We start from the raw sequence: 15334 nt of genomic DNA, 5'->3' as shown, positions 1-15334 counted from the left end.
TCATGAACGATACCGGCGACAAGAAACCCCTCGGCCTTCGCCCCTCTGGTGCCCGGCCCGGCAACGTGAAGCAGAGCTTCTCGCACGGCCGGACCAAGAACGTCGTGGTGGAGACCAAGGCCCGCAAGCGGGTGGTGGCGACGCCGCCCGCGGCTGCGCCCGCGCCGGCGGGAACGGCCACGCGCGCCAGCGCCATCCTGGGGGATCCCGCCAAGCGGCCCGCCGGCATCTCGGACGCCGAGCTCGAGCGCCGCATGAAGGCGCTCGCGGCCGCCCGCGCCCGCGAGGCCGAGGAAGCCGCCAAGCGCGCCGCCGACGAGGCTGCCCGCGAGGAGGAGCGCCAGCGCCGCCGCGCCGAGATCGAGGCGCGCGAGCGCGAGGAGGCCGCCCGCGCCGAGGAGGCTCGCCTCAAGGCCGAGGAGGAGGCCCGCAAGGCCGCCATCGCCGCCCGCAAGACGGCGGCGCAGGCCGCCGCCGTGCCCAGCCCCCGCGCGCCCGTCCAGCCCGGCCCGCCGCCCTCCGAGGAGGACCGCCGCGCCGCGCTCCAGGCCCGCAAGCCCGACCGCGAGAAGGGCGATGCCCGTGGCGCCGCCAAGGACGTCAAGGCCAAGCCGGCCCGTGAGACCGAGGAGCGTCGCGGCGGCCGCCTGACTCTGACCCAGGCGCTCGACGGCAGCGACCGCCAGCGCTCCATGGCCGCGATGCGCCGCAAGCAGGAACGCGCCCGTGCCAAGGCCATGGGCGGCCACGAAGCGCGCGAGAAGATCGTGCGCGACGTGCAGCTCCCCGAGGCGATCACCGTGGCCGAGCTTGCCAACCGCATGGCCGAGCGGACCACTGACGTCATCAAGGCTCTGATGCGGAACGGCATCATGGCGACCCAGAACCAGACGCTCGACGCCGACACCGCCGAACTCATCATCGAGGAGTTCGGGCACCGCGTGGTGCGCGTCTCTGATGCCGACGTGGAGCAGGCGATCGACACCGTCGTCGACGCGCCCGATCAGCTCCAGTCGCGGCCCCCGATCGTCACGATCATGGGCCACGTCGACCACGGCAAGACCTCGCTCCTCGACGCGATCCGCCACGCCAACGTGGTCTCCGGCGAAGCTGGCGGCATCACGCAGCACATCGGCGCCTATCAGGTGAAGACCGACTCCGGCTCCACCCTGACCTTCCTCGACACGCCCGGCCACGCGGCCTTCACCTCCATGCGGGCCCGTGGCGCGCAGGTGACGGACATCGTGGTGCTGGTGGTGGCGGCGGACGACGCGGTCATGCCCCAGACCATCGAGGCCATCAACCACGCCAAGGCCGCCAAGGTCCCGATGATCGTGGCGATCAACAAGATCGACAAGTACGACGCCGACCCGCAGAAGGTCCGCACGGACCTCCTGCAGCACGAGGTCGTGGTCGAGCAGATGTCCGGCGACGTGCAGGACGTGGAGGTCTCGGCCAAGACGGGGCAGGGGCTCGACAACCTGCTCGAGGCCATCGCGCTCCAGGCCGAGATCCTCGAGCTCCAGGCCAACCCCGAGCGGTCCGCCATGGGCGCCGTGATCGAGGCCAAGCTCGACGTCGGTCGTGGCCCGGTGGCGACCGTGCTCGTGCAGAACGGCACGCTCAAGAAGGGCGACATCTTCGTCGTTGGCGAGAAGTGGGGCAAGGTCCGCGCGCTCATCAACGACAAGGGCGAGACCGTCACCGAGGCCGGCCCCTCGGTCCCCGTGGAGGTCCTGGGCCTCAACGGCACGCCCGAGGCCGGCGACGTCCTCAACGTCGTCGAGACCGAGAGCCAAGCCCGCGAGATCGCCGACTACCGCGAGAAGGTCACCCGCGACAAGCGCGCGGCGGCCGGCGCGGCGACCACGCTGGAGCAGCTCATGGCCCGTGCCAAGGCCGACCAGAGCGTCTCCGAGCTGCCGGTGGTGGTGAAGGCCGACGTGCAGGGCTCGGCCGAGGCCATCGCCCAGGCGCTGGAGAAGGTCGGCAACGAGGAGGTGCGCGTGCGCGTGCTCCACTCCGGCGTCGGCGCGATCACCGAGTCCGATGTGGGCCTCGCCGAGGCCTCCAAGGCGCCGGTCATCGGCTTCAACGTCCGCGCGAACGCGCCGGCCCGCGCGAGCGCGAACCAGAAGGGCGTGGAGATCCGCTACTACTCGATCATCTACGATCTGGTGGACGACATCAAAGCGGCGGCGTCCGGCCTCCTCAAGGCCGAGGTGCGCGAGAAGTTCATCGGCTACGCCCGCATCCTCGAGGTCTTCAAGGTCTCGGGCGTGGGCAAGGTCGCGGGTTGCCTCGTCACCGAGGGCGTGGCGCGCAAGTCGGCGGGGGTCCGCCTCCTGCGGGACAACGTCGTCATCCACGAAGGGACGCTCAAGACGCTGCAGCGCTTCAAGGACCAGGTCAACGAGGTCATCTCGGGCCAGGAATGCGGCATGGCCTTCGAGAATTACGACGACATCCGCCAAGGCGACGTCATCGAGATCTTCGAGCGCGAGACGGTCGAGCGGACGCTCTGATCGGGAATGCACCGGAAACGGCAAGAGGGGCCTGGAGACAGGCCCCTTTCTGCTGTCCAGGCGTCGAGCTGGCGCCAGAGGCTGCCGCTTGGGCGGATCGTCCGCGGGACGCAGGTCAGCGCGGCTAGCAGCCGGGCAAGCTAAGATGAAGCACGCAGGCTCGGCTCATGCCTCGGCGGACCGGGGTCAGTCGGCGAGCCGGAGGCCCTGGACCTCTCGCCAAGCTCAAGCCGCATTGTGCGCTTGAAAGGCGATGTCCCTCCACGCCGGTGCTGAGACGCCCACCCGATTCGCAGCCGCGGAACACAGGTTCCGAGCCTCCTCCACGCGGGAGAGTCGGCCAGCTACGCCCCTCTGGCAGCCCGTGAGAGCGGCCAAGCGGATCGGCAGGGTTCGGGTCTGGACCGGTGAGACGCCTCAGGCCGCTTGGGGCAGGGGGCGCTCGACCGGGGTGCCGACATAGACCTTCTGGTCCACGCGGATCATCAGCCGTCCGTCGTCCAACTGCCGGACGAAGAGGCCCTGAACCGACATGCAAGTCCCGATCTGGATCGTGCGAAGCATGATGTCCCTCGCCATTTGGGCGTTATGGACGCTCCTGTAACACACCATATGTCGTCAAAATATGGCCGAAATGTCGCAGTTCCGTCACAATTTCAAGATGTGGCTCTTCTGCCTAAAGCCAGTCGCGCAGGATCGGGATCAGCGGCACGTCCGCCGGCGGCATCGGATAGCGGCGGAGATCCTGTGGCCGCACCCAGGACAGCGCCTGTCCCTCGCGCGATTGCGGCGTCCCCTGCCAGCGCCGGCAGGCGAACAGCGGCATCAGCAGGTGGAACTCCTCGTAGGCGTGGCTCGCGAAGGTGAGCGGCGCCAGGCAGGAGGCGTGGGTATCGATCCCCAGCTCCTCGTGAAGCTCGCGGATCAGCGCGGCCTCCGGCGTCTCCCCGGGCTCGACCTTGCCGCCCGGGAACTCCCAGAGCCCGGCCATGGACTTCCCCTCGGGCCGCTGGGCGAGGAGCACGCGGCCGTCGGCGTCGATCAGGGCGACGGCAGAGACGAGGAGAAGCCGGGGGACGCGTCCCCCGGACCCCCGCGTCAGGAGCGGTAGTCGGCATTGATGTCGATGTAGCCATGGGTCAGGTCGCAGGTCCACACGGCGGCCGTCGCATCGCCGAGGCCGAGGTCCACCCCGATCTCCAGCTCCTGCCGCCTCATGTAGGCCGAGGCCGCCTCCTCGGAGTAGTCCGGCGCCCGAAACCCGTCCCGGGCCACCACGATGTCGCCGAAGCGGATCGCCAGCCGGTCGCGGTCGGCCTCGGCCCCGCTCTTGCCCACCGCCATGACGATCCGCCCCCAATTGGCGTCCTCGCCCGCGATGGCGGTCTTGACGAGCGGGCTGTTGGCGATGGCCATGGCGACCCGATGCGCGTCGGCCTCCGACACCGCCCCCGTCACCCGCACCTCCACGAGCTTCGTGGCCCCTTCGCCGTCCCGCACCACCTGCAGGGCAAGGTCATGGAACACGCCCTGCAGGGCCTGCGCGAACGCGGGCTCCCCCGAAGCGTCCACGCCCGAGGCCCCGGTCGCCGCGACCAGCAGCGTGTCCGAGGTCGAGGTGTCGCTGTCCACGGTGATGCGGTTGAAGGTCCGGTCGCAGGCCGTCGAGACGATCTCCTGCAGCTCCTCGCGCCCGACCTTCGCATCGGTGAAGACGTAGACCAGCATCGTCGCCATGTCGGGCGCGATCATGCCCGACCCCTTGGCGATGCCGGCGATCCGCACGGTCCCGCCGGGCAGCGCGACCTCGGCCGAGGCCCCCTTGGGGAAGGTGTCCGTGGTCATGATCGCCCGCGCCGCAGGCTCGATGCCGCCCGCGTCCAGCGCGTCGCGCAGGGCAGGGACCGCCTCCGCGATCCGCTGCCAGGGCAGGGGCTCCCCGATGACGCCGGTCGAGGAGGTGAAGATCCGCTCCTCCGCGATCCCCAGCGCGCTCGCGGCCGCCGCGCAGATGCCCGCCACCGCCTCCTTGCCCAAGCGCCCCGTGAAGGCGTTGGAGTTGCCGGAATTGACGAGGAAGGCCGCCGGGCCGTCCTCCGATTGTGCCAGTTTGCGCTGGCAGTCCCGCACGGGCGCCGATCGCGTGGCCGAGCGGGTGAAGGTCCCCGCGACCACCGCCTCGTCCATGAGGGCCAGCATCACGTCGGTGCGACCCCTTGTAGCGGACCCAGCCGCAGCGGATGACGAACGGACCCCCCCGATGGCGGGGAGGTCCGGGAAGCGGGCGGGCGCCAGAGGCGAGACCTTCGTGCCCAACTCAATCCCCGAGGAAGGCCGGGTCCGCGATGACGGTCGCGTTGAGCGTCGCGGGATCGGTCCGCGTCACCTGCCCCTGCGACTCGAGCTCGGCGAGGCGGTCCTCGATGGCCTTCTGCTGGACCTGGCCCGAAAGCTCGTCGCGCACGTCGTCGAGGGTCGGCACCGCCTGGGGCCGCGTCTCCTCCAGCTCCACGATGTGCCAGCCGAACTGCGACTGGACCGGGTCCGAGACCTGCCCGGGCTGCAGGCCCGTGACCGCCGTCTCGAACTCCGGCACCATCATGCCCGGGCCGAACCAGCCGAGCTCGCCCCCCTGGGAGCCCGAGCCGGTGTCCGTGGAGACCTCCTGGGCGACGGCGGCGAAGTCCTCGCCCGCGTCGAGCCGGGCCTTGACGGCCTTGGCCTCATCCTCGCTGGCGACCAGGATGTGCCGGGCGCGCCACTCGGTCTGGGGCTCCACGTTGCCGTACTGCGCGTCATAGGCCGCCTGCAGCGCCCCGTCCGTCACGGCCGACGTCACGACCGCCCCGGCTCCTTCGTTGGCCAGGATCGAGCGGCGCTGGTTGGCCAGCGCGTAGGTCAGGACCTCGGGCTCCTCGGTCACGCTCTGCGCCAGGAGCTCCTGCTGGACGAGTTGGTCGACCAGCGCGCCGAAGAGCACGTCGGGCGGGAGCTGCTGGTACTGGGGCGGGAGCTGCCGCGCCGCGACCGCGACCTCGCCCAGGGTGATGTCGGTGCCGTTGACGCTCGCCACGACGGTGTCGGGGGTCATGCTCTCGGCGGGAACGGCCGGGGCGGCCGGAGCCTCGGCGGTCGCGGCGTCGCCGGTGGCCTCGGTCCCTTCGGCGGTCGCGTCCGTCCCTTCGGCCGGGGCGGCCTCCGTGGCGGTGGCGTCGGCCGGAGCCGCGGCTTCGTCCCCCGCAGGCGCCTCGGTCGCGGCGTCGGCGGCCGGCGCCTCGGCGGTCGCGGCCGGAGCCTCGTCGGTGGCCGTCTCCTGGGCGGCCGCGGGCAGGGCGAGCGCGAGCGCGAGCGCCGACGCGGTCTGCAGGAGCATGAGCTGTTTCAGCATGAGAACGAAGCCTTGATCGGGCGGCCCCTTGGGCCGCGTTGACAGCGGGACCGCCCCCCCTTATCTCCGCGAACGGCCTTGGGGGGCTTGCGGCCCCTCAATTAGGCCGGGCGCGCGCGGGCCACAAGGAACCTCCTCACAATTCGGCGGGAGTCCGGGCCGGCCCCCGCTCCGGTGAACGTGAGGACGAGGACGACGATCATGGGCTTGGGCACGCTCGCGCGGAGCATCTTCGGCACCCCGAACGACCGCAAGGTCAGGTCGGTCCGCCCCCTCGTGGAGGCCATCAACGCCCGCGAGGATCAGGTCAAGGCGCTGACCGACCAGGGCCTCAAGGACGCCACCGCCGCGCTGCGCGAGCGGGCCCGGGGCGGCGAGGATCTCGACCGCCTCCTTCCCGAGACCTTCGCCCTGGTGCGCGAGGCGGCGGTCCGTGCGTTGGGCCTCCGGGCCTTCGACGTGCAGCTCGTGGGCGGCATCTTCCTCCACCAGGGCAACATCGCCGAGATGAAGACGGGCGAGGGCAAGACCCTCGTCGCGACCTTCCCCGCGACGCTGAACGCTCTGGCCGGCAAGGGCGTCCACGTCGTCACCGTGAACGACTACCTCGCCCGCCGCGACGCCGAATGGATGAGCAAGGTCTTCGGGATGCTGGGCCTCACCACCGGCGTGGTCGTCCCCCAGCAGCCCGACGACGAGAAGCGCGCCGCCTACCAGGCCGACATCACCTACGCCACCAACAACGAGCTGGGCTTCGACTACCTGCGCGACAACATGAAGTCGGACATCTCGCAGATGTTCCAGCGCGGCCACAACTACGCCATCGTGGACGAGGTGGACTCGATCCTGGTGGACGAGGCGCGCACGCCGCTCATCATCTCCGGCCCCTCGCAGGACCGCTCGGAGCTCTACGTCAAGGTGGACGCCCTCATCCCCCACCTGCCCGAGAGCGGCTACACGGTGGACGAGAAGACCCGCAACGTGACCTTCACCGACGAGGGCAACGACCTCCTGGAGGAGAAGCTGCGCGAGGCGGGCCTGCTGCCCGAGACGCAGTCGCTCTACGACCCGGAATCCACGACGCTGGTGCACCACGTCAACCAGGCGCTGCGGGCGCACAAGCTCTTCCAGCGCGACAAGGACTACATCGTCCGCGACGGCAAGGTCGTCCTCATCGACGAGTTCACCGGCCGCATGATGATCGGCCGCCGCCTCTCGGACGGCCTCCACCAGGCCATCGAGGCCAAGGAGGCCGTGCGGATCGAGCCCGAGAACGTCACGCTCGCCTCCGTCACCTTCCAGAACTACTTCCGCCTCTACAGCAAGCTGGCCGGCATGACCGGCACCGCGCTCACCGAGGCCGACGAGTTCCGCGAGATCTACAACCTCGGCGTGGTCGAGATCCCGACCAACCGCCCCGTCGCCCGCAAGGACGAGCACGACGCCGTCTACCGCACCGCGCGCGAGAAGTACGAGGCCATCGTCAAGGCCATCCGCGAGGCGCACGAGAAGGGCCAGCCCATCCTCGTCGGCACCACCTCCATCGAGAAGTCCGAGATGCTCTCGAACCTCCTCAAGAAGGAGGGGATCCCGCACAACGTCCTCAACGCCCGCGAGCACGCCCGCGAGGCGCAGATCGTGGCCGAGGCCGGCCAGCCCGGCGCCGTCACCATCGCGACCAACATGGCGGGCCGCGGCACCGACATCCAGCTCGGCGGCAACGTCGAGATGAAGGTGCTGGAAGCTCTGGCCCAGGACCCCGAGGCGCATCCCGACGAGGTCCGCGCCCGCATCGAGGCCGAGCACGCCGCCGACAAGCAGCGCGTCAAGGACGCGGGCGGCCTCTACGTGCTGGCGACCGAGCGGCACGAGAGCCGCCGCATCGACAACCAGCTCCGGGGCCGCTCCGGCCGCCAGGGTGACCCCGGCCGCTCCTCGTTCTTCCTGTCCCTGGAAGACGACCTCATGCGGATCTTCGGGTCCGAGCGCCTGGACAACGTGCTGGGCAAGCTCGGCATGAAGGAAGGCGAGGCCATCGTCCACCCTTGGGTCAACAAGTCGCTCGAGCGCGCGCAGGCCAAGGTCGAGGGGCGCAACTTCGACATCCGCAAGCAGCTCCTCAAGTTCGACGACGTGATGAACGACCAGCGCAAGGTGATCTTCGCGCAGCGCCGCGAGATCATGGAGGCGCAGGACGTCAACGAGATCGTCGCCGACATGCGCCATCAGGTCATCGACGACCTCATGGACGACTTCATGCCGCCCCGGAGCTACCCGGAGCAGTGGCAGACCGAGGCGCTCTACGAGTCGGTCAAGCTCAAGCTCGGGCAGGACCTCCCCGTGATGGCCTGGGCCGCCGAGGAGGGCGTGGACCAGGACGCCATCCGCGACCGCCTGATCGAGGCCACCGACAAGTTCATGGCCGACAAGGAGGCCGCCTTCGGCCCCGACACCATGCGCAACATCGAGAAGCAGATCCTGCTTCAGACCATCGACGGCAAGTGGCGCGAGCACCTGCTGCGGCTGGAGCACCTGCGCTCGGTCGTGGGCTTCCGGGGCTACGCCCAGCGCGATCCCCTCAACGAATACAAGACCGAGAGCTTCCAGCTCTTCGAGAAGCTGCTCGACGGGCTGCGCGAGGAGGTCACGCAGAAGCTGGCCGCCCTTCGGCCGATGACGCCCGAGGAGAGCCAGGCGATGATGCAGAACCTCCTGCAGCAGCGCCGGGCCCAGGTGGTCCAGGGCCAGCCGCTGGCGGAAGGGCAGGGGGCTCCCGCGCCCCAGGCTGCCGCCCCGCAGGCCCCCGCGCCCCAGTCCGCCGCCCCGGTCGCCCGCATGGCCGCGCCGGCGCTGGTCACGGTCGGCGGTGCCCTGGCCGAAGCCGAGCCCGTCCCCGGCGCCCCGCGCGAGGGCTTCGACGAGCAGGACCCCACCACCTGGGGCAACCCCGGCCGCAACGACCCCTGCCCCTGCGGCTCGGGCAAGAAGTTCAAGCACTGCCATGGGGCGTTCTGACGCCGCAGGCGTCACCCCAACAGGTCAAGCGTAGGGCGGGCTTCAGCCCGCCGTCCACCTTGGCCAACAGGCACGCGCAGGGCAGGCCGGGCATGGCGGGCTGAAGCCCGTCCTACGAAGCCCCATCGCTCTGCAACCTGCTCGGATGCCGCCCAGATCGGGCTGCATCGCGTCAGCAAGGGCGATCCGCAAGCTGCGCTTCGCGCGATTGCGTCCCAGAGGCCTCCTCGGCGGCTTGGGACGGTGCGGCACCCGGCCGCCCGACGCCTCAGCGCAGGCGGCGGCGCTCCACCCGCACCTCGACCGGCCGCAGCGCGGCGCCGGTCGGCAGGCGCATCCCGCCCACCCGGTCGTCTTCGTCCTCGGCCATCCGCATGATGGCGATGCCGAACTGCACGCCGGCGAAGACGACGCCGTTGAAGGCCAGCAGCATGACGCCGCCCAGCCAGCCCATCTCCGTCTCCAGGATCAGGTGGCGCAGCCCGGCCACGTCGAAGGCCAGCAGCAGCCCGACGAAGGCCACGGCCAACCCGAGGCCGATCAGGACGTTGGTGATGTAGAGGCGAACGAGCTTCGGCATGACGGCCCTCCTGAGGGCAGGATACACACCGCCAGCCAAGAGGCCAGAGCGGTCCTCCGCCACCGTCGCGACATTGGGCCAGGAGCCGCCGGCCCTCCCTCCACCCGTCAACAGTGGCCTCGCGCCGTCCCCTGGCGCGTAGGGTCGCGCACGGCGCGCGACGGCAGCCGCCCTACAGCAGCCCCTCGGCCCGGAAGCTCAGCTCCCGTTCCCGCCCGATGATGAGGTGGTCGTGCAGCACCAGCCCCAGCGCCTGCGCCGCCCTCTCGATCTGCGCGGTCATGTCGATGTCGGCCTGGCTGGGCGTCGGGTCCCCCGAGGGGTGGTTGTGGACGAGGATCAGCGCCGAGGCGTTCAGCTCCAGCGCCCGCTTCACGACCTCCCTCGGGTAGACCGGCACATGGTCCACGGTGCCCCGCGCCTGCTCCTCGTCCGCGATCAGCACGTTCTTGCGGTCGAGGAAGAGCACCCGGAACTGCTCCTGCTCCCGGTGCGCCATCACCGTGTGGCAGTAGTCCAGAAGCTGCGCCCAGGAGCTCACCACGTGCCGCCGCAGCACCTTGGCCCGCGCCATCCGATGCGCCGCCGCCTCGACGATCTTCAGCTCCGTCGCCACCGCCGGCCCCACGCCCTCCACGTCCAGCAGCCGGGGCAGGGGGGCCGACAGCACCGAGGCCACATCCCCGAAGGTGTCGAGGAGCCTGCGCGCGAGCGGCTTCACGTCCTGCCGGGGGATCGCCCGGAACAGCACCAGCTCCAGAAGCTCGTAGTCCGGAAGCGCCGCCGCGCCGCCGTCGAGGAAGCGCTGCCGCAGCCGCGCCCGGTGGTCGGCGATGTAGGACGGGAGCCGCGCGCCCGGCACTGGAACGGGCGTGGCCTCGTCGGAGTCGAAGAGCGACAGGGAATCGGAAAGGCCGGGCGGATGGGTCATGTCGGCCAGGATGACCCAGATTGGTTAAGGACGGGTTAACGGACACGATTTCGAGAGGGCAGGCGGTTGCCCCGGCGCATCGGCATCCCTAACTGCCCAGCAGCCACCCTGCCCGAAGTCCGGGCCCATTACGCGAGGACCCATGGATTTCCTGACCGCCGAAGCTCTCACGGCCCTATTCGGGGTCATCGCCATCGACCTCGTGCTGGCCGGCGACAACGCCATCGTCATCGGCCTCGCGGCGGCGGGCCTCCCCAAGGAGCAGCGCAACCGCGCGATCCTCGTGGGGATCATCGCCGCGACGGTGCTGCGGATCTTCTTCGCGCTCATCACGACGACGCTCCTCGCCATCACCGGCCTCCTCCTCGCCGGGGGCATCCTCCTCCTCTGGGTCTGCTGGAAGATGTGGCGCGAGCTGCGCGCCGGTCACGAGGTCGAGGAGCACGCCGCCACGGAGGCGCTGACCGGGGTGGACCTCAACGCCGATGGCAGCGTGGCGGCTGGCGTCCCCCGCAAGACCTTCGGCCAGGCCGCCTGGCAGATCGTCGTGGCCGACGTCTCCATGTCGCTCGACAACGTCCTCGCCGTGGCAGGCGCCGCGCGCGAGCACCTCTGGGTGCTGGTCTTCGGCCTGGGTCTTTCCGTGGCGCTGATGGGCCTCGCCGCGACCTTCATCGCGCGGCTCATCAACCGCTACCGCTGGATCGCCTATGTGGGTCTGCTCATCATCCTCTACGTGGCCCTCCACATGATCTGGGAAGGCTGGCACGACGTGGGAGAGCAGATCGGGATGATGCAGCCGGTGGCGGGGCAGGCGGTCCACTAGCGCCAAGGCCGCCGCGAGACGCAGAAGGCCCGGTCGAAGGACCGGGCCTTTGTCCCATCGGGAAGGGCAGGAGGCTCCTCCTGCTCCTCGCGGGCGATCAGGGCCTGCCTCGCTGAAAACCGTCCCCCGGACGGTGTTCCACGGCCCTCCCTGCTCCCCGCCCGCTGGGCGAGGACCACAGCTCAGCCCTTCATCGAGTCCCAGAACCCCTTCACGGCCGAGAAGAAGCCCGCGCTCTGCGGGTTGTTCCGCCCTTCCGAGATCTTGTCGAACTCGCGCAGCAGCTCCTTCTGGCGCCCCGTGAGGTTCACCGGCGTCTCGACCACGAGCTCGATGAACATGTCGCCCAGGTCCTTGGAGCGCAGCACCGGCATCCCCTTGCGGCGCAGGCGCATCTGCCGCCCGGTCTGGGACCCTTCGGGGATCTTCACCCGCGCGCGTCCGCCATCGATGGTGGGCACCTCGATGTCGCCCCCCAGCGCCGCCGTCACCAGCGAGACCGGCACCCGGCAGTGGAGGTCGGCGCCGTCGCGCACGAAGATCGGGTGCTCCTTGACCTCCACGAAGATGTAGAGGTCGCCCGAGGGGCCGCCCCGCATCCCCGCCTCGCCCTCGCCGGCGAGCCGGATCCGCGTCCCGGTCTCCACCCCGGCCGGGATGTTGACGGAGAGGGTCTTCTCCTTCTCCACGCGCCCCGCGCCATGGCAGGTCTTGCAGGGGTTCTTGATCGTCTGGCCGAGCCCGTTGCAGGTCGGGCAGGTCCGCTCCACCGTGAAGAAGCCCTGCTGCGCCCTGACCTTGCCGATGCCGGAGCAGGTCGGGCAGGTCTGCGGCTCGCTGCCCCCCTCGGCGCCCGTGCCCTTGCAGGTCGCGCAGGTGACGGCGGTGGGCACCTGGATCGTCTTCTGGAGCCCCTGCTGGGCCTCCTCCAGGCTGATGCGCAGGTTGTAGCGCAGGTCGTTGCCGCGCATCGCCGCGCGGGCGCGTCCCTGCGCCCCCCGCTGGCCCATGATGTCGCCGAAGAGGTCGTCGAACACGTCCGAGAAGGCGCTGGCGAAGTCGCCGTTCGCGCCGCCCCGGAAGCCCGCGCCGCCCGGACGTGCGCCTGCGCCCATGCCGCCCTCGAAGGCGGCGTGGCCGAAGCGGTCGTAGGCGGCCTTCTTCTGCTCGTCCTTCAGGACCTCGTAGGCCTCGTTCAGCTCCTTGAACTGCGCCTCGGCCTGCGGGTTGTCGCTGTTGCGGTCGGGGTGCAGCTCCTTGGCCTTCTTGCGATAGGCCTTCTTGATCTCCTCGGGCGTCGCGCCCCGGGAGATTCCCAGCGTCTCGTAGAAGTCGCGTTTCGCCATCGTCGTCATGTCCTCACGCGCGGTCGCCTCAAACGGAACGGCCGGCCCGCAGGGGGCCGGCCTCTGGATCCGTCCGGGATGGACCGCGATCCTCAGCGGCCCCGCTTGTCCTCGCCCAGGTCCTCGAAGTCCGCGTCCACGACGTCGTCGTCATCGTCCTGGCCGCCGTGACCCGTCGGGCCCTCCTCGCCGTCAGGCCCTTCGGAGGCCTGCGCCTTGTAGATCGCCTCGCCCAGCCGCATCGCGGCCTCGGTGACGTTCTGGATGCCGGAGCGGATCTTGCCGACGTTGTCGCCCTCGACCTCGTCCTTGAGCGCCGCCACGGCGAGCTCGATCGCCTCGACCGTGGAGGGATCGACCTTGGAGCCATGCTCCTTGATCGACTTCTCGGTCGAATGGATCAGCGACTCGGCCTGGTTCTTGGCCTCGATCAGCTCCCGGCGCTTCTTGTCGGCCTCGGCGTTGGCCTCGGCGTCGCGCACCATCCGGTCGATGTCGGCGTCCGACAGGCCGCCCGAGGCCTGGATCGTGATCTTCTGCTCGCGGCCCGTGCCCTTGTCCTTGGCGGAGACGGAGACGATGCCGTTCGCGTCGATGTCGAAGGTCACCTCGATCTGCGGCATCCCGCGCGGCGCCGGCGGGATGCTTTCCAGGTTGAACTGGCCCAGCATCTTGTTGTCGGCGGCCATCTCGCGCTCGCCCTGGAAGACGCGGATCGTCACGGCGTTCTGGTTGTCCTCGGCCGTGGAGAAGATCTGCGACTTCTTGGTCGGGATCGTCGTGTTGCGGTCGATGAGGCGGGTGAACACCCCGCCCAGCGTCTCGATGCCCAGGGACAGCGGCGTCACGTCGAGCAGCACCACGTCCTTGACGTCGCCCTGCAGCACGCCCGCCTGGATCGCCGCGCCCAGCGCCACGACCTCGTCGGGGTTCACGCCCTTGTGCGGGTCCTTGCCGAAGAACCTGGTCACTTCCTCGACGACCTTGGGCATCCGCGTCATGCCGCCCACGAGCACGACCTCGTCGATGTCCGCCGCCGTCACGCCCGCGTCCTTGAGGGCCGCCTGGCAGGGCTTCATCGTCGACTTGATGAGGTCGGCCACCAGCGATTCCAGCTTCGCCCGCGTCAGCTTCATGACGAGGTGCAGCGGCTGGCCGTTGGCCATGGAGATGAACGGCTGGTTGATCTCGGTCTGCGACGTCGAGGACAGCTCGATCTTGGCCTTCTCGGCGGCTTCCTTGAGCCGCTGGAGCGCCATCTTGTCCTTGGTCAGGTCGACGCCGTTCTCCTTTTTGAACTCCTCGGCGAGGTAGTTCACGATCCGCATGTCGAAGTCTTCGCCACCCAGAAAGGTGTCGCCGTTCGTCGACTTCACCTCGAAGAGGCCGTCGTCGATCTCCAGCACGGTCACGTCGAAGGTGCCGCCGCCGAGGTCATACACGGCGATCGTCTTGGTGTCCTTCTTGTCGAGCCCGTAGGCCAGCGCGGCGGCCGTCGGCTCGTTGATGATGCGCAGCACCTCAAGGCCCGCGATCTTGCCGGCGTCCTTGGTCGCCTGGCGCTGGGCGTCGTTGAAGTAGGCGGGCACGGTGATGACGGCCTGCGTCACCTCCTCGCCGAGGTAGGACTCGGCGGTCTCCTTCATCTTCTGCAGGATGAAGGCGGAGATCTGCGAGGGCGAATACTTCTGGCCGCGCGATTCGACCCAGGCGTCGCCGTTGCCGCCGTCGATGATCTTGTAGGGGACGAGCTTCTTGTCCTTCTCCACCTCGGCGTCGGTGGTGCGGCGGCCGATGAGCCGCTTGACGGCGAAGATGGTGTTCTCGCTGTTCGTCACGGCCTGGCGCTTGGCCGGCTGGCCGACGATCCGCTCGTTGTCGGTGAAGGCGACGATCGACGGCGTGGTGCGCGCGCCTTCCGAGTTCTCGATGGACCGGCGGCTGCGAGCCGTCCATGATCGCCACGCAGGAGTTCGTCGTGCCGAGGTCGATCCCGATCACTTTGGCCATTGGTTCAAATCCCTTTCAGGCGGTCTGACACGCGGGGGCCCTGATAGGCGCCCCCTATGGTTGATGGGTGGCGGCGGGGCGGTCCCGCCGCGAACGAACGACATATAAGAGGGGGGTCTTGGGGCTGCAACCGGCACGGCAGGGGGCGAAACAATGATTTCTTCCGAGTGGCGGCGACGCGCCGCGGGCTGCCCATGACGGCCCCCGACGCCCCCCTCGACCTGCGCGGCGTGGCCGTCTGGCCGGGCCTGCTCGACCGCGCCGCGCAAGGCGCGATGCTCTCGGACATCCTGGGCGTCATGGCGGCCGCGCCGCCCTTCCACCCCGTGACCCGCTGGGGCAGGCCCATGTCCGTCGCCATGACCGGCGCGGGCCGCTTCGGCTGGTATTCGGACCGGCGCGGCTACCGCTACGTGGACCGCCATCCCTCCGGCACCCCCTGGCCGCCGATCCCCGCCTCGGTCCTCGCCGTCTGGGCCGCCGTCGCCCCCGGCGCCCGCGCGCCCGAATGCTGCCTCGTCAACCTCTACCGCGAGGGCGCCCGCATGGGCCTCCACCAGGACCGCGACGAGGCCGACCTCTCGCAGCCGGTCGTCTCCATCTCGCTGGGCGACGACGCGCTCTTCCGCGTGGGCAGCGTCGAACGGGGCGGCCCCACCGAATCCCTCTGGCTCCGCTCGGGCGACGTCTGCGCGATCGGCGGGCCCGCCCCC

At 70.1% G+C, this 15334-nt stretch carries 11 protein-coding genes and 1 pseudogene; 4 read left to right on the top strand and 8 right to left on the bottom strand.

Translation table 11 applies throughout. The features are described 5' to 3' along the window. Nucleotides 1–2: 2 nt before the first annotated feature. Nucleotides 3–2525, top strand: coding sequence for a translation initiation factor IF-2 (infB, locus tag RUMESO_RS14745; RefSeq protein WP_037281320.1), 2523 nt, complete (start codon nucleotides 3–5; stop codon nucleotides 2523–2525). Between the two features lie 417 nt (nucleotides 2526–2942). On the opposite strand, the gene RUMESO_RS25815 is transcribed toward infB, so the two are convergent. The 4 genes from RUMESO_RS25815 to RUMESO_RS14730 form a co-directional block, all read right to left on the bottom strand. After that, nucleotides 2943–3089: a hypothetical protein gene (locus tag RUMESO_RS25815; RefSeq protein WP_169791176.1), complete on the bottom strand. Its 147-nt coding sequence runs from the start codon at nucleotides 3087–3089 to the stop codon at nucleotides 2943–2945. A gap of 112 nt (nucleotides 3090–3201) precedes the next feature. After that, nucleotides 3202–3627 (bottom strand): 8-oxo-dGTP diphosphatase MutT, encoded by a 426-nt coding sequence (gene mutT, locus RUMESO_RS14740; RefSeq protein ID WP_037281341.1) that lies wholly within the window; start codon nucleotides 3625–3627, stop codon nucleotides 3202–3204. Then, nucleotides 3624–4847 (bottom strand): bifunctional glutamate N-acetyltransferase/amino-acid acetyltransferase ArgJ, encoded by a 1224-nt coding sequence (gene argJ / locus RUMESO_RS14735; protein WP_037281319.1) that lies wholly within the window; start codon nucleotides 4845–4847, stop codon nucleotides 3624–3626. Before argJ ends, mutT begins: the two co-directional genes overlap by 4 nt. Further along, a complete protein-coding gene (locus RUMESO_RS14730) occupies nucleotides 4843–5913 on the bottom strand; it encodes a peptidylprolyl isomerase (RefSeq protein ID WP_037281318.1) in 1071 nt (356 codons plus the stop codon). Before RUMESO_RS14730 ends, argJ begins: the two co-directional genes overlap by 5 nt. A gap of 198 nt (nucleotides 5914–6111) precedes the next feature. On the opposite strand from RUMESO_RS14730, the gene secA reads away from it, so the two are divergent. Continuing rightward, nucleotides 6112–8928 carry a preprotein translocase subunit SecA gene (secA, locus tag RUMESO_RS14725; protein WP_037281340.1) on the top strand — a complete coding sequence of 939 codons (2817 nt, stop codon included), beginning with the start codon at nucleotides 6112–6114 and terminating at the stop codon, nucleotides 8926–8928. A 268-nt stretch (nucleotides 8929–9196) separates the two neighbouring features. Here the strand turns inward: secA and RUMESO_RS14720 are convergent, their stop codons facing one another. Together RUMESO_RS14720 and radC are read right to left on the bottom strand one after the other, a co-directional pair. Then, nucleotides 9197–9508 carry a hypothetical protein gene (locus RUMESO_RS14720; protein ID WP_037281317.1) on the bottom strand — a complete coding sequence of 104 codons (312 nt, stop codon included), beginning with the start codon at nucleotides 9506–9508 and terminating at the stop codon, nucleotides 9197–9199. 172 nt (nucleotides 9509–9680) lie between these two features. Further along, nucleotides 9681–10439, bottom strand: a complete 759-nt coding sequence (radC, locus tag RUMESO_RS14715; protein WP_051521357.1) for a RadC family protein — start codon at nucleotides 10437–10439, stop codon at nucleotides 9681–9683. A gap of 142 nt (nucleotides 10440–10581) precedes the next feature. Here radC and RUMESO_RS14710 point away from each other — a divergent pair, with 142 nt between their 5' ends. Then, entirely contained in the window at nucleotides 10582–11265 is a 684-nt protein-coding gene (locus tag RUMESO_RS14710; protein WP_037281316.1) for a TerC family protein, read from the top strand. A gap of 182 nt (nucleotides 11266–11447) precedes the next feature. Here the strand turns inward: RUMESO_RS14710 and dnaJ are convergent, their stop codons facing one another. Then, on the bottom strand, nucleotides 11448–12611 hold the full coding sequence (gene dnaJ / locus RUMESO_RS14705) for a molecular chaperone DnaJ (RefSeq protein ID WP_037281338.1): 1164 nt from the start codon (nucleotides 12609–12611) through the stop codon (nucleotides 11448–11450). A gap of 92 nt (nucleotides 12612–12703) precedes the next feature. Continuing rightward, nucleotides 12704–14621: pseudogene (gene dnaK, locus RUMESO_RS14700) on the bottom strand (molecular chaperone DnaK). A gap of 194 nt (nucleotides 14622–14815) precedes the next feature. On the opposite strand from dnaK, the gene RUMESO_RS14695 reads away from it, so the two are divergent. Continuing rightward, nucleotides 14816–15334, top strand: a 519-nt coding sequence (locus tag RUMESO_RS14695; RefSeq protein WP_037281337.1) for an alpha-ketoglutarate-dependent dioxygenase AlkB family protein, incomplete at its 3' end; no start/stop codon positions are given.

Source organism: Rubellimicrobium mesophilum DSM 19309, assembly GCF_000600335.2.
Classification (GTDB): domain Bacteria; phylum Pseudomonadota; class Alphaproteobacteria; order Rhodobacterales; family Rhodobacteraceae; genus Rubellimicrobium; species Rubellimicrobium mesophilum.
This window is presented reverse-complemented; position numbering and strand designations above follow the sequence as displayed.